The 20,463-nt window shown below is 43.4% G+C and carries 11 protein-coding genes; 5 read left to right on the plus strand and 6 right to left on the minus strand.

Annotated features, from left to right (window positions below; genetic code table 11):
- Positions 1-21: 21 nt before the first annotated feature.
- Entirely contained in the window at positions 22-4,347 is a 4,326-nt protein-coding gene (locus tag H8B17_RS19875; protein ID WP_190310991.1) for a translocation/assembly module TamB domain-containing protein, read from the plus strand.
- Positions 4,348-4,350: 3 nt separating this feature from the next.
- Here H8B17_RS19875 and H8B17_RS19880 read toward each other — a convergent pair whose 3' ends face one another.
- Positions 4,351-4,638 carry a hypothetical protein gene (locus tag H8B17_RS19880; protein ID WP_190310992.1) on the minus strand — a complete coding sequence of 96 codons (288 nt, stop codon included), beginning with the start codon at positions 4,636-4,638 and terminating at the stop codon, positions 4,351-4,353.
- Between the two features lie 183 nt (positions 4,639-4,821).
- On the opposite strand from H8B17_RS19880, the gene H8B17_RS19885 reads away from it, so the two are divergent.
- Positions 4,822-8,277, plus strand: a complete 3,456-nt coding sequence (locus tag H8B17_RS19885; RefSeq protein WP_190310993.1) for a SusC/RagA family TonB-linked outer membrane protein — start codon at positions 4,822-4,824, stop codon at positions 8,275-8,277.
- Between the two features lie 20 nt (positions 8,278-8,297).
- Positions 8,298-9,662 carry a RagB/SusD family nutrient uptake outer membrane protein gene (locus H8B17_RS19890; protein ID WP_190310994.1) on the plus strand — a complete coding sequence of 455 codons (1,365 nt, stop codon included), beginning with the start codon at positions 8,298-8,300 and terminating at the stop codon, positions 9,660-9,662.
- 34 nt (positions 9,663-9,696) lie between these two features.
- Here H8B17_RS19890 and H8B17_RS19895 read toward each other — a convergent pair whose 3' ends face one another.
- Together H8B17_RS19895 and H8B17_RS20855 are read right to left on the minus strand one after the other, a co-directional pair.
- A complete protein-coding gene (locus H8B17_RS19895) occupies positions 9,697-11,931 on the minus strand; it encodes a Tex family protein (protein WP_190310995.1) in 2,235 nt (744 codons plus the stop codon).
- 73 nt (positions 11,932-12,004) lie between these two features.
- Positions 12,005-12,517, minus strand: a complete 513-nt coding sequence (locus H8B17_RS20855; protein WP_190310996.1) for a Sec-independent protein translocase subunit TatA/TatB — start codon at positions 12,515-12,517, stop codon at positions 12,005-12,007.
- Between the two features lie 428 nt (positions 12,518-12,945).
- Between H8B17_RS20855 and H8B17_RS19905 the strand changes: the two genes are divergently transcribed.
- Together H8B17_RS19905 and H8B17_RS19910 are read left to right on the plus strand one after the other, a co-directional pair.
- Positions 12,946-14,310, plus strand: a complete 1,365-nt coding sequence (locus H8B17_RS19905; RefSeq protein WP_190310997.1) for an MATE family efflux transporter — start codon at positions 12,946-12,948, stop codon at positions 14,308-14,310.
- A 60-nt stretch (positions 14,311-14,370) separates the two neighbouring features.
- Positions 14,371-14,664 carry a hypothetical protein gene (locus H8B17_RS19910; RefSeq protein WP_190310998.1) on the plus strand — a complete coding sequence of 98 codons (294 nt, stop codon included), beginning with the start codon at positions 14,371-14,373 and terminating at the stop codon, positions 14,662-14,664.
- Between the two features lie 42 nt (positions 14,665-14,706).
- Here H8B17_RS19910 and H8B17_RS19915 read toward each other — a convergent pair whose 3' ends face one another.
- From H8B17_RS19915 to H8B17_RS19925, 3 genes are all read right to left on the minus strand, one after another.
- Positions 14,707-16,110 carry a dihydrolipoamide acetyltransferase family protein gene (locus H8B17_RS19915; protein ID WP_190310999.1) on the minus strand — a complete coding sequence of 468 codons (1,404 nt, stop codon included), beginning with the start codon at positions 16,108-16,110 and terminating at the stop codon, positions 14,707-14,709.
- A 100-nt stretch (positions 16,111-16,210) separates the two neighbouring features.
- The gene (locus H8B17_RS19920) at positions 16,211-17,485 is read right to left on the minus strand and encodes a competence/damage-inducible protein A (protein ID WP_190311000.1); all 1,275 of its coding nucleotides are present in this window, start codon (positions 17,483-17,485) and stop codon (positions 16,211-16,213) included.
- A gap of 236 nt (positions 17,486-17,721) precedes the next feature.
- Positions 17,722-20,439, minus strand: coding sequence for a putative LPS assembly protein LptD (locus H8B17_RS19925; protein WP_223816700.1), 2,718 nt, complete (start codon positions 20,437-20,439; stop codon positions 17,722-17,724).
- Between the last annotated feature and the right edge of the window lie 24 nt (positions 20,440-20,463).

The raw sequence follows: 20,463 nt of genomic DNA on the forward strand, positions 1-20,463 counted from the left end.
ATTACCCTCTTTAGCATAGTCTTGCTAACGGTATTGGCTGTTTTCCTATTACGCTACCCAACAATACAAACTTATGTAACAAAAAAGGTTGCGAACTACCTGAGTGAAGAGCTCCAAACCGATATCTCTTTAGAAAAAGTATATTTTCATCCCTTTCAGTCGCTGGAATTACATAATTTTTTCATCAATGACCGAGACGGCAACACGCTACTATCCGCGAAAAGTGTCATCGCCCACATTTCTCTAGTAAAGATCTGGAATAAGCAAATCGGTATCCAACAACTCACATTGGATAGTGCTTTTATTAACTATGAAATATATAAAGACAGCACCAATGCGAGCTTTCTGATTGATTATTTCTCGCCGAAAGAGAACGAACAAACACCGAACAAAACTAAAATACAATGGGATTTGCAACGCATCACCTTGCATCGTAATCGTTTCAAGCTGACTGACCATCGCTTTAATCACCATAATCGCGGCGTCGATTTCAGTGACTTGGATTTAACCGATATTTCGGGGGATTTTAAAGCATTCCATTATAACGATACCACGATACGAGCGGATGTCCATCAACTAACCTTCAGAGATAAAAGCGGATTGTATCTTCAGGAATTCAGCGCGCGGTCCTTTGTGTCGCGCACAAAGATGGAGTTTACCAATCTCGTGCTGCACACCAATCGCTCCAGGGTAGGTGATTACCTTGCTTTTTATTATGATGGTTTTGCCGATTTCACGGATTTCATTCGAAAAGTCAAAATTGATGGAACGCTTAAGAACGCTTTTGTAGACTCACGCGATATTGAGTTTTTTGCACCGACCATGGTGGACGTTCGATTCACTACAGACGTTATTCAAGCATCGGTATCCGGAACGGTCGAGCATTTAAGGGCGCGTGATGTATATCTGCAAACGGGAATGCACACCAGTCTGCAAGGCGATTTTATGATCGATGGTCTTCCGGATATTGAGCAAACGAAATTTCGTTTTGCACTGACGAATTTACAAACCTCTGCAAAAGATGTCGAAGAACTGGTACCGGCATTATCCAATCAATCTTCCTTTTCACTCCCCGACCAACTCCATCTGTTGGAAACAGTGGGGTACCAAGGCACACTTAACGGATACTATTACCTTTTTGATGTAGATGGCACCGCTACTACGGCACTAGGTTCGCTTTCTACCAAAAGCACCGTTACCATAAAACCTACGTTGCAATACACCGGCAACACAAAAGCCGATTCCTTTGACTTGGGAAAATTCGTAGGTTCTAAAGAAATTGGCACAACAGGTTTTGACCTTCGATTTGACGGAAAAGGAACGGATGCAAAATCATTGCATCTAGCCACCAAGGGTCATCTATCCAATCTTTTATTCAAAAGCTATGCTTACCGACAGGTGAAGTTTGAAGGAGAAATTGTAGATGAGATCTTATTTGCGAATGGTGAGATTGATGACCCGCATGCTATTTTAGCATTTAACGGTGAACTTAACTGGCAGGACGTAAACCCGGTATACGAATTTAATTCTACAATAGAACATCTCAACTTAAAAAAACTGCACCTTTATCTCAAAGATAGTATCGTCGTCAGCCAATCCAATATCCAAGCACAATTACACGGCAACTCATTAAACTCTTTAAACGGCCATATTGCTTCCGACCACCTCCAGTTCAGCACGACAAGAGGCGATTTTGTTATAAACTATCTTGATTTTGAATCGGAAGGAGACGAACAATCCAAACAGTTAACGCTTAAATCCGATGTCGTTGACGGCGTAATGTCGGGACAAATAGATTTATCCACTATAGGCGCGTATTTTCGATCGCTTGCCATGCGTTATGCCCCTGCAATCAACCTCGAAAACCACCCCTACAATCCACAGAATTTTGATTTGCATATAGACGTCAAATCCTTTGCGCCTATATCTGCTTTATTCGACCCCAGTTTAGCACTAGAAGACGGTGCGCAACTAACGGCCAAATTCTCATCTGATAATTACACGGCAAATTTTAAGGCTTTTAGTCCAATAGTGTCCTATAAAGGCATGAAAATAAAAAATCTTGCACTCACAGAAAAGGCGGATAACCAAGCATTTTCGTTAGATGCAACAGCTGATCGCTTTAGTTTTTCGGACTCTGCTTATGTTGATCATATTGTCATCAACAATATATTGGCGAACGACAGTTTGAACTTCCATATTTCGCTGTCCGAAACAGATCGTCCGAACTATCTAAAATTAAACGGAAACATCCATTTTGCCCATAATCTACCCGCTAATATTCGGTTTGACCAATCGGAAATTGTTTTGAACAACGAATCCTGGAAAATAAACCAAGACGCAGATCTACGTGTTTCTAAAGGTAAATTTTACCTAAACAACCTCCTCGTTTCCAGAGATCGTCAAGAAGTCAGCCTAAATGGTATCTTATCCAACGAAGACGATAAACTGGATGTTGCCTTTAAAGACTTCAGCTTAGCCTCGCTATCGGGAATTACGCGACCGTTAGGCATTGATTTAATTGGCCATCTCAGTGGAGAGATGCAAATCCATTCGGTTTTTGGTTCGCCCATGCTGTCCGCCAATATATCCACTACGCCAATTATATACAACGATCTTCCCATTGGCAGTCTAGATGTGAATGCCGGTTTTGACCCACAAACCGGGCTAATACAACTCCAATCCAAATTATTGGATGTAGATGGTGATGGCTTTGTGCTTAAGGGCTCATACGACGTTAATTCCGAAAATGAAGCACTTCATCTAACAGGAACGGTCAACGATATAGATCTCGGTGTCGTACAACCTTTCCTCCGCACCCTTGTTTCTAATTTATACGGCACGATGAGCGGTGAGGTGACCATAAACGGCACGATCAGGCAACCAAGAATTAACGGTATTACGCATATCAAGGACGCTTCTTTTTTAGTTAACTATCTACAAACGAAATACAATATTTCCAATCAGCATGCTATCATCCAACAGAATACGATCTTTTTGGATGACTTGCTGGTAAATGACGTTCGGAATGCGAAAGCGAGAGCAAACGGAGAAATCAACCTCAATACGCTCAGTGACCCGACCCTAGCTATTCATGTGACGGCAGAAGATTTTCAAATTTTAAACACTGTCCGAAAAGATAATGAGTTGTTTTTTGGTACAGCCTACGCATCGGGTACGTTCCGGTTTAACGGCCCCACCAGTGCTATGGTGATGGATATCGATGTACGCCCAAATCCGAATACGGTTATCACGCTTCCTTTTAATACTTCGCTGAAAGTAAGTGACAATGACTTTATCTATTTTGTTGACCCGGATTCTACTGTACAGAAAACACCCGTCGCCAAACGGCTTTTCCAAGGTTTAACCATGAATATGGATATCACGGTGACACCAGACGCTGAAGTGAATCTAGAAAACAATATTGGCTCTCTCACAGGTATTGGTACAGGTGATATTTCGTTGCGTATTTCAAATTTGGGCGATTTCGAGATGTTCGGAGATTATCACGTTATTTCGGGGAAATTCCATTTTACGGCACAAGATTTCTTTAACAAGTTTTTTGATCTGAAAGAAGGTGGAACTATCCGGTGGGCGGGTAATCCCACCGACGCGACGGTTAACCTGAGTGCGACCTATCAGCAACGGACATCGATTGCCCCCTTGTATAATGCAGCTGGACGAGCGGAAAACAACGACCGTATCCTAGCGCAGGCCGATATGATATTGAAGGGGACTTTATCCCAGCCTGACGTTTCGTTCGACCTTAATTTCCCCCAGACGCCTTATGTAAAGGATGAACTCCAGGGTTATTTAAGCGACGTCAACAATGTCAACCAACAAGCCATTAGCCTTATCGTAAGACGGAGCTTCACTCCCGCCTCCACACAGGAATTTGGTAGAGAAGTGAACAATACACTGCTATCTGCAGGAACGGAAATTGCTTTTAATCAGCTGAACAGCATCATCTCCCAATCCCTTAATATGAATTTTCTGGATCTCAATATACGTTCTTTCAATGATGCTTCCGCTTCTTTACGGTTTTTTGATGACCGCTTGGTATTTACCGGCGGGGTTACGGACCGAAGTCAAAACCAGCTGAACGACCTCATGCTTTTCTCAGATCAAATAGCCACCGATGCAGAGGTAACGTTTCGTCTACGCCAAGACGGAAATCTCGTATTAAGGGCATACAACAGGCTCAATACCCGGAATTTCTTGTTCACGCCTTATAGCGACTATATCAGTGCCGTAGGCGTCGTTTATCGACAGGAATTCAATTCTTTATCCGAATTTTGGAGAAAGTTATGGATCTGGAATGAACGTAAAAAACGGGAAGAAGAATAGTTGCTATAATAACATTTTCACTAGCTGCTCCCACTCGTCCTTTAAGTCGCCTTTATATTCTGGCTGCTGAGCACGGTTATACCAGTAACGTGCGTTCCACAAATCCCCCTCCACACGATGCAGATAAGCATGTACATGTGCTGAGGTACGATCTTCCAGATGGTCGATCAAGTTGTGCGCGGTTTGCCAATCCCCTTTGGCATCATACCAAAGTGCTTGCAAATGGACATCTAATTTATCGGGAATAGTATCTGCATGTTCGATTGAAAAAATAAATTCGTCGTAGGTCATAGTTGTTTTACTTATTCCAACAAATTACATCTTTTTTTTAAAATAAATACTATTTCTTTCCAAGAATACGTTACTGTTAGGAATTGTAACAAAATCATTATAAACGAAAAACTATTAAAACTAGTTGTTTGTTACACTAGATAAAAAAATAAATAAAATGATTGCACGTAATCAGTACGCACTATGAAACATACCCTTTATGCTATTTCCTTATTATTATTTATCCCCTACTGGGCCCTTTCCGCAAACGACGTTCTCCTTTCTTCCAAAAAAAATCCCAACGACCTTAACCCATTTTGGACAACATCTTTCGATGCACAAGATTCGTTAATTACCGTACAGGGATCTGTCAAAGATGAGCAAAATAAGGCCATAGCGGGAGCCATCGTTTCGGTAAAAGGAGAAACCGTCAATGCCGTGTCTGACGAACAAGGTTTGTTTACTTTAGAAATGAAGCCGGATGCTTCGTTGATTTTTAATAAAACGGATTTCGCCCGACACGAAGAGCTTGTGAATAACCGGAGCGAGATACACGTTGTCTTAAAAACAGCAGAAGCGGATTCGGCAGTAGGACATACTTCTGTAACCGACACCACCGATACAACCGGTATTCCCCTACCGACTCCTTCTTCACCGACCACATCGATTTCATCGTCGGATTCTACAGAAAGCGATCAAAACGTTATTCAAGGAACCGTTAGCGATAAAAATGGCCCCCTAACAGGCGTTACGGTTTCCATAAAAGGACAACCGACCTCAGCCGCTACAAATGAACAAGGTCAATTCAGTATCCAAGCAAATCCAGGTGACATTTTAGTATTTAGTGTTGTTGGTTATAAAGCGTATGAAGAGTCGACCAACGGTAGTGGAAAAATGGATATACTGCTGAACGAAGAATCGAAAACGATTGAATCAGTACAAGTCGTGGCTGTTGGTTATGGTACTATGGAGCGTGCCACATTAGCCAGTTCGGTATCTAGTATCGGCTCGGATGAAATCGAAAATGAAGTACTTCCCAGTATTCCGCAGGCGATTCAAGGAAAAGCGGGTGGGGTACAGGTAACACAGAAATCCGGTTCGCCGGGTGGCGGACTTAGCATTCGCGTACGTGGTACCACCTCGATCAATGCAAGTTCCGATCCGCTATATGTGGTGGATGGCATCCCGGTAAACAGTACGACAAACTTCACAGGTGGTTCCGATTTTAATTTTGGGGGCGGTACGCAGGGTATCAACATTCTTTCATCGCTCAACCCTTCCGATGTACAGTCTATCGAGATTCTGAAGGATGCTGCGTCGTCTTCTATTTACGGAGCAAGGGCAGCCAATGGTGTTGTTCTCATCACAACTAAAAAAGGAGATCCCGGCACGAGTCAATTCCATTTCAATATGTATGAAGGGTATTCTGAAATGCCTTCCGAACGTAAGTATGAGATGATGAATACCCAGCAATATCAGGACTACATGCGGGATTATTATTACTTTAAACAGCAGGACGACCCCACATCAACGATACCGGATCAAATAGTAGCCAACCCCGACATGAATACCGATTGGCAAGACGCTGTATTCCGAAAAGCAGGTACCAGAAGCTACGAGCTTGCTGCTAGCGGAGGGAGTGAAAAAACACAATATTATACTTCGTTGGGCTATATGCGACAAGGCGGTATATTGCTTAATTCCGATTTTAACAGAATCAGTGGACGCATAAACCTCAATCATCAACACAACGATAAACTGAGGTTCGCCACGGCTATCAATGTGACGCGAGCAGAAAACGACAGAGTACAGGAGGAAAATTCCAAAGAAGGGCCAACGAAAAATGGGATATTCTCGCCGCCTAATATACCTGTGTACGATGCACAGGGCGGTTATGCATATGATCAGGTTACCGCTTCACGCGAAAACCCGGTGGCGATGTTGATGCTCCCCACCAACAATGCACAAACTTGGCGTGTATTGGGAAATGTAAGTGCCGAATATCAATTTATTCCATCATTAACATTGAAGACAAGTTTCGGAACGGATATCAGCTTTATCGACGAGACGTTTTTTATGCCGCCGAATGGAATCCGCTCCTTTGCCAGCCAAGGCGGTATCGGTGCGCGTCGTAATACACGTGACCAGCTTTGGATCAACGAAACAACCTTGACATATGACAAGTTATTTGGCGACCACCAACTCAATGCACTTGGCGGATTCTCCGTCCAGGAATCCCGACTGGAATTTGTTCACGCCCAACGTTCTAACTTTCCGTCCAACGATATCGAACATATCAATGCTGGCGGTGTTATCATGCGGGCAGACGCGTACCCCGAAGAGTGGGCTATCGCATCCGCTTTTGCGCGGGTAAATTATAATTATAAAAAGAAATATATCCTAACGGCTAACTTGCGTACCGATGGATCTTCCCGTTTCGGCCGGGATAACCGTTGGGCAACATTCCCTTCTTTTGCCGCGGCATGGCGTCTTACAGAAGAAGATTTCATCCAAACTCTTCCTGTCATCAGTGACCTGAAACTTCGTGCCAGTTGGGGTATTACCGGTAATCAAAACATCGGAAACTACGCCAGCTACTCTCTCTATGCAGGAGGAAACAACTACTTAGGTATGCCCGGTTTTATTCCGTCCGTTTTGGGCGATCGAAACCTCAAATGGGAAACAACGAGGCAGTCTGATATCGGCGTGGATGTAGGCCTATTCGATAATAGAATTTCCATTTTAGCAGATTATTACCATAAGAAAACTTCCGATCTTCTTATCGGCGTACCTATTTTGACCAACGCGGGTTATACCAACAGGTTTACCAACTCTGGTGACATTGAAAATAAAGGTTTCGAATTTGAGTTGACCACCCGCAATTTTGTTGGTAATTTTAAATGGACCACTTCTTTAAACATGACGTTCAACCGTAATAAGGTGCTTGCCTTACCAGCTGGTGTAAACGAAATCCTAGGCGGCGTGTCCTCCATAAATATTGCGCGGGAAGGTCTTCCGCTCGGTTCTTTTTACGGTTGGCGCATGATTGGCGTCAATCCTGAAACGGGAATGATCGATTATGAAGGAAGAAATGGAGAACCCGTTAGAGCCGAAGATGACCAAGACCGGCAGATTATCGGTGATCCAAATCCAGATTTCTTTGGTGGTATAACCAATACTTTTCAGTACGGAAATTTTGATTTTAGCATCATGGGCCAATTCTCTTATGGGAATGATATCTTCAACTATAACCTAGCGAATGGACTAGAAGGTTATAACGCGAGCTCAAACGCATTCGTGGATTGGGTGGATCGTTGGCGACAACCGGGCGACGTGACCGATATGCCGCGTCCTACGCCTGGCGACTTCAACAATGGTGCGGTATCTGACAGATTTTTACAAGATGGTTCATTCTTCCGCCTGCGGAACATTACATTGGGCTATTCGCTACCACAATCTATTACAGAAAGGATGAAAGTTAGCAAACTGAGGGCATACATAACGGTTCAAAACGCCTATGTATTTACGAAATATCGTGGTTTTGATCCCGAAGTAAGTTCCAGCCATGGGGGCGCCAACACCGGCCTTATCTATGGATACGACTACGGAAGTTATCCGCAGCCACGTATATTTACCGCAGGAGTCAATTTATCTTTCTAATCTGTTAAATGCACATTCTTATGAACACGATATATAAATTATCTTTCGCTATCTTACTACTCGCAGGATTTACGTCTTGCGACAGCTTCCTCGACAGGGAACCACTTGCGCAAGTTACCAACGATAGCTATTTCAATTCGGAAACCAATGCGAATTCCGCCGCAATAGGGATGTACCGTACCATGACGAGCTCGTTTACCTACGGACAGACAATGGTCATCGTTCCTGAGTTTTCTGCCGGACATGTTGCTCATGCATCGATATTTCCGGAATACGAAAATTTCAAGACACACAACCTTGCAGCGACCAACCCGTGGGTGGCCAATGCATGGCAGGGCATTTATTCTACCATCAACGCCGCCAACAACATTATTGCCCAGGTCGCTGAAATGCCCGAAAACACGATCTCTGAAGAGAAGAGAGCACAGTTTATTGGTGAGGCCAAATTTGTACGTGCATTAAACTATTTCTTTCTGGTACGTGCTTTTGGTCGCGTGCCCTTAAAGCTGACAGCTACTACCGAAGACGAAGATGTAGCTATTCCACAGTCTGAACCTTCCGCGATATACGAGCAACTGGTAAAAGACCTCACGGAAAGCATAACAGCGCTTCCCGAGGCACACGAAACGGCAGAAGCAACTAAAGGCCGTGCGACAAAGAACGCCGCGCAAGCCTTATTGGCGAAAGTTTATCTTTATCAAGCGTCGATTACAAACGAATACGTCTTAGCAGCAAATGCTGCCGCAGAAATCATAAACTCCGAAAATTTTCAGTTAGTAGACAATTTCGGTAGTATTTGGTCTTCCGAAAATACAGCGGAATCTATTTTTGAGTTGCAGTTTGATGATCAAACCACCAACCCCCTAGCATCAGTAAGTAATGATAACGCCAGCATGTTATTTTATGTAGACGCTTCCATGCTATCGCTATTCGAAGACGGCGATAAAAGGCAAGATTTCTCGATATTTCACGGATCAAATGATCGTTATTATATGGGGAAATTTCCGAACGCAACCCCACCGAGTCAGAATCTGCCTATCATCCGTCTGGCAGAAATCTTACTTATTCATGCAGAAGCAGAGGCAAGAGCTAGTAATAGTGTAAGTGATCTGGCATTCAGTTCACTCCAAAAGGTGTTGACACGAGCAGGCGTAACGAAAGAAAAGAGTGAATTTACCACGGTGGACAGCTTTGTAAAGTTTATACAGGAAGAAAAAGAAAGGGAACTTCTTTTTGAGGGGGAAACTTGGTTTGATTTCTGTCGAACAGGATTAGCCTTGGAAAAATACGGGACTTTAGCGAATGAAAATGGATTCATTTATCCAATCCCAACCGCACAAATCAATCTCCGCCCGGATATTTTAGAGCAAAATCCAGGATATTAAAAATAAGGGCAGACATAGTGATCTGCCCTTTCTTTTATGCTTTAAATTTGCTTGCCAAAGCCGCTAATTTACTTGCCATGTCGGTTTCGGGAGCCTTAGTCTTCGCTTTTCGTTGGTTATCATGAAGCTTTCGTGGTGCCGGTTTGTCTTCACTTTTCATCGATAGGCCAATGCGATTTCGTCTTTCGTCGATTTCCGTTACGGTCACCATAACACGCTGTTGTACCTTAACAACTTCATTCGGATCAGAGACAAAGCGATTGGCCAGCTGACTCAGATGTACCAAACCATCTTGGTGAACACCTATATCCACAAATGCCCCAAAGTTGGTAATATTGGTTACAATACCAGGCAGTTTCATACCAATACGCAAATCGCTAACGCTGTTCACGCCATCCGTAAACTTAAACTCTTCGAATTGCTCCCGCGGGTCACGTCCTGGTTTGGACAACTCCCCGATAATATCGTTTAAGGTCGGAAGCCCAACTTCATCCGAAACATATTTTTTTAAGTCAATTTGTTTGCGCAATGCTTCGTTTGTTAGTAAATCCTGTACATCAGCATGGAGATCTTTTGCCATTTGCTCCACGAGCACATAACGTTCCGGGTGCACAGCAGAAGCATCCAACGGGTGTTCGCCATGACGGATACGGAGAAAACCGGCAGCCTGCTCAAAGGCCTTGTCTCCCAAACGAGGGACCTTTTTTAGGTCCCTTCGTGATTTGAAGGGGCCATTCGCCACACGATAATTCACTATTTGTTGTGCGAGGGACGGTCCAAGCCCGGAGACATACGCCAAAATTTGTTTAGATGCAGTATTCAACTCCACACCCACTGCATTTACACAAGAAATGACCGTATCATCCAATGAGTTCTGTAATTTGTTTTGATCGACATCGTGTTGGTACTGCCCTACGCCAATGGATTTAGGATCAATTTTCACGAGCTCCGCCAAGGGGTCCATTAACCGTCTGCCAATAGATATCGCACCGCGAACGGTCACATCGTAATCCGGGAATTCTTCGCGGGCCACCTCAGAAGCGGAATATATCGATGCACCAGATTCGTTGACCATGACGATTGTCACATCTTTTAAACCCAACTTACGGATAAACTCTTCTGTTTCACGTCCGGCGGTACCATTACCAACCGCTATCGCTTCCACATCGTAACGTTTCACGAGTAATTCGACGGTTTTTGCAGCATCTGCCAAACCTCCCGCGCCGTTGTGCGGAAAGATCGTTGTGTTCTCCAATAGTGTACCCTGTGCATCCAATACAACCGTTTTACAACCCGTACGAAATCCCGGATCAAGTGCCAGCAGCCGCTTTTGCCCGAGTGGAGCCGCCAGCAATAGTTGACGCACATTGTCCGCAAACACACGAATCGCTTCTTCATCTGCTTTTTGGCGGGTTAACACTCTTATCTCGGTTTCCATCGATGGCTTCAACAATCTTTTATAACTGTCCTGCAAGGCTGTTCTTACTTGCATAGCCGCGTCAGTGGTGGCTTTTATATAGATTTTTTCGATAACCGAAAGTACCGTCTCCTCCTCTACGGCAATATCAAGATACAGCATTTCCTCTTTCTCGCCACGACGCATCGCCAGTACACGATGAGACGGAGCTTCTTTGAGCGGTTCAGACCATTCAAAATAGTCTTTATACTTCAATGCTTCCTCTTCTTTCCCAGGAACAACGCGCGAAACAAACAAACCTTTATCCAAAAATATTTTCCGCGATCCCGCCCGAACTTCGGCATCCTCTGCAATCTGTTCTGCTATAATATCCCGCGCACCTGCCAAAGCCTCTTCTTCTGATGATACGCCTTTTTCCGAATTGATAAAATCAGCTGCTAACAACGATATATTGTCTTTCTGCTGTAATAGCAGTCTATCTGCCAAAGGCTGCAAGCCTTTTTCTCTGGCTGTCGAGGCACGCGTTTTACGTTTTGGTTTAAACGGAAGATAAATATCTTCCAGAATGGCCATCGTCTCCGCTCCCTGAACCCGCTGCTCCACCTCGGGTGTTAATTTCCCTTGCTCTGTAATAGATTTCAAGACTGCTTCTTTGCGTTTATCCAAATCACGCAGTTGCTGTACGCGGTCACGGACTGCCGTAATTTGCACTTCATCCAAGCTACCCGTCATCTCCTTTCGGTAACGGGCAATGAACGGAACAGTTGCACCGTCGTCCAATAAGCTGATCGTCGTGGATACCTGGCGGCTATTTATCCCCAGTTCTTGCGAAATAATAATTTCGTATGCCATATTAAGTGAAGTAAAAAAGAAAGCTGCAGGAGTGACCAACAGCTTTTATAATGGATATTATACGCTAATAAAATTAAACATTTTTAGGTCGCTCCTCATCGGAAGGTGTTGTATTGGTTTGCGTTGTCGCTTCTTCTGATGTGTCGGCACCGTCTTGTTCATTTGCAAAATGATCGTTATACCCATAGGTATAATGCTCGTCTCCTGAAGATGGTTGTTCACCGGGATGGTGTTGTACCGTATTTTCAGGCGTCGTAAATTTCGGAAACTCCTTTTTTGTTTCCTCGTCCAAGCCGGTATCCTCTTCTCCTTTCTCGTCTTGCTGACTGATCTCTTCCGATATTTTCTCGGATTGGGTTTTGGTAGGTGGTGTATCCTCTACGGTAACATCCAAATCTTTTTCAAAATTATTGATCTGATCCGAAATCTCTCGCTTTATCCCATCAGACGCGTCTTTAAACTCACGAATCCCGCGTCCCAATCCTCTCGCCAATTCCGGTAATTTCTTCCCTCCGAACAACAGTAAAATGACGATAACAATAAGCACCATCTCCTGTGTACCGATATTCAAGAATCCTAAAGTCATTTTATCGTTCTCCTTTTAATCTCTCTTAACAAACGACTAAGGTAAGGCTTTTTACTTTTTTTCTCTCAAAAAAAGTAAAAAAACCGAACGAAGGGAACTCATGAACACCAAATTTTAAACCTGCTGTTCACAAGCTGGGATCCGTTGCGCTTTGCTTGCTGCTCCAAGGCTTGCTCTCCAGCAGGTTTAAAACACGGAATCAATGTCACCGATGGTACAGGGATCCCTTTGGATACACATGAGCAACATAAGAGGCGTGGAGCGCAGCGAGCGCTCTAGTTGCGACGCGTACCAAAAGGTCAAACGGAAAACATGTGAAATCTTTAAAAGCGAAAGCTCTGCGACATCAAGTATTAATAAGGGGGTAATGCAAAACCTAAAAACAACTATATTTGCACACGCATATATTGGCGAATTCGCGAAACACGATGTCACATCACTACTACAAGAAAAACAAACATTTTTATTGGAGCGCTTTTGCGCTGGCTGGACCCGTTATTATTTCCCAATTGGGGCATACACTCGTACAAACGGCTGATACTGTTGTAGTGGGTAAATTTGCTGGCACGATTCCTCTGGCAGCGGTTTCCCTTGTACATTCGGTGTTTATTGTGGTTTTGGTCATCGGACTCGGTATTTCCTATGGACTAACACCACTTATTGCCCAAGCCAACGGCAAAGGTGACAAGGACGCTTGCGGAAAGTTGCTCGCCAGTAGCCTCTGGCTGAACGTCGCCACCGCTATTTTGTTATTTGCTCTTATTGGTTTTGGGTCGATGTACGCCATGGAACACCTCGATCAGGATCCCGAGGTTGTAGAAACAGCAAAACCTTATTTATTGGTATTGATGTTCTCCGTTATCCCATTAATGGCGTTTAACACCTTCAAACAATTTGCCGAAGGTCTTGGTTTTACTCGACAAGCGATGAACATCACGATTTGGGGCAATGTGCTGAATGTCATTTTGGCTATTGTCTTTGTGAAAGGTATGTTCGGTATTAAGCCAATGGGAATTGTAGGCGTTGGATATGCGACTTTGATTGATCGCGTGTTGATGATGTTGGCCATGTCTTTTTATGTTTTACGCTCCAAACGGTTCCATTTATACACCAAGACATTTTCCTTTTTTCATGCGGAATTTGCTCGGATAAAGAGCATTTTTAAAATTGGTGCCCCTATGGCCCTGCAATATGTATTTGAAGTTGGATCCTTTGCAGCGGCATCCCTTATTGCTGGAAAGATCGGTGCCGTAGAACAAGCCAGCCATCAGGTTGCCATTACCTTGGCTTCCATGACCTATATGATGGCCAGCGGCATTGCATCGGCGGCAACCATCAAGACAGGTCATAGTTATGGAAAAAGAAATATGACACGGGTAAAGAAATTCGCTACCGTTTCCTATCATCTTGTTATTGTATTCATGTTGATCTGTGCGATTATTTTTGCTGTTTTCAACCAATATTTACCGCGAATAATCAGTGACGACCAAGCGGTTATCCATATCTCTGCACAACTCCTCATCATAGCAGGTTTATTCCAATTGTTCGACGGCACGCAAGTGGTTGGACTAGGGGTTCTACGCGGAATGGGCGACGTCAATATTCCGACGTTTATTACCTTTATCGCCTACTGGATTGTTGGTATCCCAGCAGCCTATCTTTTAGGCATCCATTTGCATATCGGTGTACAGGGTGTATGGTATGGGCTTTCGCTCGGATTGCTGACCTCTTCCATATTGTTATATATCCGTTACCGAAACATTATTCGGCGGCGGGTGGATAGGTTTACGTAGATTTCCAAACAATTTATTCAGTAGTTCGTTTTATTATAACGGACTAAAACAAAATGTGATATGGATAAATTGAAAAAATTCGACCTCATGGCAAAAATTGTCAGGGAACTGGAAGATGTACGAAATAGTCAACAGGCTGTTTTAGAAAAGATAGGCAAAATCGAAGTTGATAACATTGAGTTGGGGGACAAACTAATAGAATCTAAAATGCCTGATATCTATCAGCGTACTGCTGACAACTCGGATTCTATTAAAGAAATCCTAGAATCTTTCCAAGAAAAGACGGAAGAATACAGCGAAAAGAATAATATCGACAGGTTACGGGAACAAGAGGCCATTAACAATACAAAATAATAAAAAAACGGCGTGTTATAATGACATGCCGTTTTCTATTATTTAAATCTCCCGATCGATATCCCAATTTTCTAGATAATCCGCAACGCGCTTCAGGAATGTTCCGCCTAACGCACCGTCGATGATACGATGGTCATAAGACATTGACAGATACATCATATGACGGATGGCAATTACGTCTCCATGTTCCGTCTCTAAGACCGCGGGCTTTTTCTTAATGGTACCGACAGCCAAAATTGCTGCTTGCGGCTGATTGATAATAGGAACGCCCATAATATTTCCAAAAGCGCCTATATTGGTAAACGTGAAAGTTCCGTCTTTCGTGTCGTCCGGTTTTAATTGATTCTGCCGACTTCGATTTGCCAAATCATTCACCGCTTTACTCAATCCAACCAGACTGAGTTGATCCGCATTTTTAATTACCGGCACGATCAAATTGCCAGAGGGCAATGCCGCCGCCATACCAATATGAATGTTCTTCCGTTTGATAATTTGATACCCGTCAACCGATACGTTCACCATAGGAAAGTCACGCAACGCTTTACTAACAGCTTCAATAAAAATGGGGGTAAACGTAATATTTTCGCCTTCCCGTTTTTTGTAGCTATCCTTTATCTTATTTCTCCAGTTGACCAAATTCGTGACATCAGCCTCCACAAAGGAGGCCACATGCGGCGACGTCTTAACGCTATTTACCATATGGTCTGCTATGAGCCTGCGCATGCGATCCATCTCTATAATTTCATCGCCAGGCGTCACTACTTGCGAAATACTCGTCCGTTCTACTTTTTCCTCCACAGGAGGGTGTTGATCTGGTGATGTTACTTGAGGTGATGCCATCCGCTTTGCGATATAATCGAGGATGTCCTGTTTCGTGACCCGACCTTCCGCACCTGTACCTCGGATATTGTCCAGCTCTGCTTGACTAAGCCCTTCCTCCTGTGCAATATTTTTGACTAAAGGAGAATAGAAGCGCGTACCGGAATGCAACACCGTCTTTTCGCGCATTTCTGGCGCTAAGAGATTCGTACCGGGAATACCGGAGGACTGGATATCTTCCTCTTTTACGACGGAAGTGGTCTCCAGAGCTTCCGCTTTTGTAGTATGATTTTCTAATGTCTCTTGGGAGATTTCTGGTTGCGATTCAGGAACAGCATCCTCCATCTTTTCTATTTCAGATCGATTCGTATCTTCATCCGTATCTCCCTCTATTTCAATCCACGCAATTACTTCGCCTACTTGGACTACTTGGTTTTCTTCAAAAAAAATCTTAGATATCTTTCCTGTCACCGGCGCAGGAACATCAGAATCTACCTTGTCTGTCGCAATTTCGACGATCGGATCCTCTTCCTCAACTGAATCTCCAATCGCTTTCACCCATTTCGTAATGGTCGCCTCGGAAACACTTTCTCCCATTTTTGGAAGCACCACTTTATAAATACCCATATTGACCTAAGTTCATTGAATGATTTACTAAATTAACATTTAATCTAACAATTTCAATTAAACAAAACATAATATTTTATATCGAAGCAAAAATAGAATATTATTTCAACATATCCCAGAGTATCGTTAATCCGGCCATAACGGTTCGCTCAATATTAATGGTTCTATCGTTTTTAAAATGGAATGTTTGTGCCTTTGTCTCTGATTTTCCCGCAACAGCTATGCAGACTGTACCAACTGGTTTTGTTTCTGTTCCTCCGCTAGGACCAGCAATACCACTTGTAGCAATAGCATAGTCTGTGCCGAATACACGCTTGGCTCCTTCTGCCATTTCTTTGACAGTGCATTCACTGACCGCGCCGTATTGCGTTAAGGTATCCAATGAGACGCCTAAAATATCCATCTTGGCTTGATTAGAATAGACGACCGCGGCCCCATGAAACATCTGGCTAGCGCCGGGAACTGCTGTAATTTGTGCAGAAATGGCACCGCCCGTACAGCTTTCAGCAGTAGAGAGTGTAATACCGGCTGTGGTAAATGCTTGCACTAACACTTCTTCGAAAGAAACGTTGTCTACCGAGACAATATATTCTTTTAGTCGTTCAACTACCTGTTGTTTAAAACTGTTGGTTACGCTTGTTAAATACGCCATATCCGTGCCCTCACTTGTAAAACGCAAACGTACCATTCCAATTCGCGGAAGATAGGCTAAGGTAATAAACGGAGGTAAGGTATCTTCAATATCGGCGATCTGTTGGGCTAAATGTGACTCTCCAATACCCACCGTTAATAAGTAGGTGTTATAAACAAAGACATCATTTTTGTGCATACCGTGTAACATAGGCAAGACACGGTTTTCCATCAGAAACTTCATCTCAAATGGTACACCTGGCAAAAAGGCAAAATATTTATCGTTACGTTCGACGGCCATACCCGGTGCTGTTCCGACATCATTGAACAGGACTGTTGCGTTTGCCAATACGTCGGCTTGTCCGATATTCATAGCTGGCATATGCTTTCTACCGGTACGACGGAAAATGCCTTCTACATGCGCTAGGACCGTCTCGTTGCGTATCAGTGTGGTACCAAAATATGCTGCTACAGCAGCTTTCGTAATATCGTCTCGAGTAGGTCCCAGTCCCCCTGTCATGATGATTACATCTGCGCGCTCTTCCGCCTGTCGTAAAGCTTCCTGTATAGCTTTAGGTTTGTCCGATATCGAGGTTATATGAACAACGGAAATATGCAATGCTCCTAAGTGCTGGGCAATCCACGCGGAATTGGTATCCACTACCTGTCCATTTAATAGCTCGTCGCCTATCGTAATGATTTCTGCTGTACGTAATACAGCTGCATTGTTATCGATTTTATTCATTTTTTGCACCTCCCATAATGTAAGTTCGGATGTCGCATCCGGATTTTGAGACCTGTAGAAACTTACCTTTAGCACTATCCATTTTCTCAAACATCCGAAGCGACGATTTTTTATGAACATGTGTTTATTTTAGTGTTCATGAGCTCACTTCGTTCGGTTTTGTTTCTTTTTTGAGTTAAACCACGAAGTGCTCATCCATACAATTAAAAAAAATATGAATGGATAAAAAAGAAAGACTACCGATAACTATAATGACTCTCCCGCTTCGTCAATTTCAGATCTTGCAATATCGAAGCTTTCGCACGAATTGTTATATTGTAACTCTTATATTGCCCAAAGGGAGTCCAACCCACGGACATATCCCAACAATGCAAGTCACGATAAATACTAAACCGCGTAAGCGAAAGGGCTTTTTGCCGAAGATCGTAACCCGTATTAAATTGTATCTTCCATTTAGGTGTTACATTAAAGTCGCCATTTATATTGACTGTAGCTGTCACATTATTCATCATCCGTCTTTCTTCGCGATTCCAAGACTTATTATAGTTCATACTGAAAGAGCCATTTAAGTTCCAGGGGATATTAAAGTCGACAAATGCATTTGGATTCGTGCTGATACGTGCGAGCGCATCCGCCTGCTCGGCCGTCATATTGGGCATTTGGTTGCGAAGGGAGTCGAGATTGTCGTTCCTACTTTTATTTGCGTTGGGATTAAGGCTATAGTCGAACGACAACCCAAAGTTAGTGAGTCGAGCCAAACTCCCGTCTTGAATGGCAAATCGATCGATGCGTTGTCCAGTTTCGGGGTTAAAGGTGTAAGGGTCAAATGTACCGTTAAAGTTTAGGTTAATCTTCTCTTTAAACAGTGATGTACGTCCGGAGAAACTAATAGTCGAAAGTTTCAACGAATCGGCTTGGAAATTATAGTTTCCACTAAAGGTCAAACCTTGCAAAATCTTGACTTTTCGGAATGCTTCTTTACCCGTCGTATCGTTATTATTCCTGACCTTGGCTTCAATATTATTATCGACAGAAAAGCCGATCCCCATAGATTTACCTGCTCCGGGTCCACCAAACATACCTCCTTCAAAGATAGAATAGCGCTCCACCACACCGTTGTCGTTTACAAAATCTCGGTAAAAGCCAAACCGAGGATCCGAAAAATCCGGGCGATAGTTGAGGTTAATAGACGGTGTCACCACGTGTCGGATGGCTTCTACTTTTCCCATTTTAGGGTACATACCGTAGATCTTCGTGGAAAGACCTGCAGACATCGAGTAGTCGTACGCTCGCTCAAAACCACTGACCGTATCGCGCATAGGGGAAAAACCATTGACTTCATTGACCAATCGTTTACGAACGCTCTGCAGGTACCAGCGTTCTGTGTAGTTTACCGACGTGTTAAATTGAAAGTACTTGAACGCGTTTAAGCTCAAACTAATGGGAATATTATGTTGAAAACCATTGGTAAAGTCATTTAATGCCTGTTTTCTAAAAAGTAGTGAATCCGCGGTAGAGATGGTATTGCGTCCCTGCAAACTATAACCGACTGTAATACGTTGATACCATTTTTGATCGCCTACACGATCTTTGGAATCGAACGGGTTAAACGTGGACACGTTTAAGCTGAACGACGGTAGTTCCAAGTCTACTTGCCCGGACGCCATATCTTGACGATGGCTTAAGTTGGCCGTGAAATTCACTTTTCCATCGGCAAAAACTTTACCATAGGCTATCGAAGATGACATATTATTCCGAGTCAAATCTTCTATTGAATTTTGTTGATTAAACCCTGTGTTTCGGAAATAGGAACTCGTACCAAAATTAACGGAAGCAGAGAAGGAAGTGCCGGGATTAGCCTCCTGTCGCTGGGTGTGGTTCCAAGTTACGTTAAAATCCCGATTGACGCCGTAATTTTCCGTACCTTCTACCCCAGACGGTGTCGACGCATAGCGGATGTTGAAACCGCCACTGAATTTATAGTTCACCAAATAATTTGTACGTACACTGGCTTCCCATGCGCCTTTCGAATACAAGCTTCCCCTAATTTCGGAATCCCAATAATCATTAAATGCGAGATACCACCCCATATCACGGATAGAAAAACCACGAGTCGCATCCTCTCCAAAAGATGGAAAAAGAAGTCCGGAAGATCTTTTGTTGTTCTTAGGGAAGAAGCCAAAGGGGATAGCTACAAACTTAATGGGGATATTTTCCACCACGAGAAAGGCTGGTCCTACTATAATATGGTTCTTTGCTAATAAACCCTTTGTAAATTGAATACCAAAGTGTGTGTGGGGATAAGGTAAGTTACAGGTACTATACATTCCCGTTTGCAGAGAAAGCTCATCGTATAGATTCTTTCGCACGACTCTCGCCTGAATATAGGCTCCATCTTCTTCTGTCATGATACCATACGTATTTCCCTCGCGGCTTTTATAGTCATACACCAGTGAATCGACGGACTTGGGGCTTTCACCCGGAAATATAACCACAGGCCGACCGACATACTTCCCATTATGATCGGTTACCCCACTAGCAAACAATTGGTTGGTATTCCGATCTAATCGAATATAGTCGGCAGCCAATTCAAAATCTTGATATTTAACTTTAGCACCGTTATAAAGATGAAGCATATTTTTGCTGACCTCGTTCCAAGATGAATCGTTTGCAACGATAGTGACCATCGTCTCCAAACCACTATCGTCCTCCATCATCACGGTGTCCTGCCCTTGTGTTTCCTTTAAATGATTTCTGGTCGTGTCTATCGAATTGGTCGAATCGACGACGATTGCCGTATCTCGGATGCTTTTCACACTGTCCACAACAATTAATGTGGTATCTTCCACGTTAGAAGTAATAGCTTTTGAAGACGGAGCAACCTGTGCATCAGAGGCCGAAATGGCCACAAACAGGAACAATAGGCTACAGAAAAAACAAGTTAACGTCTTCAATGTGAATTATGAATGTTATTTTTG

The sequence above is a fragment of the Sphingobacterium arenae genome, from assembly GCF_014692505.1.
GTDB classification, from domain to species: Bacteria; Bacteroidota; Bacteroidia; order Sphingobacteriales; family Sphingobacteriaceae; genus Sphingobacterium; species Sphingobacterium arenae.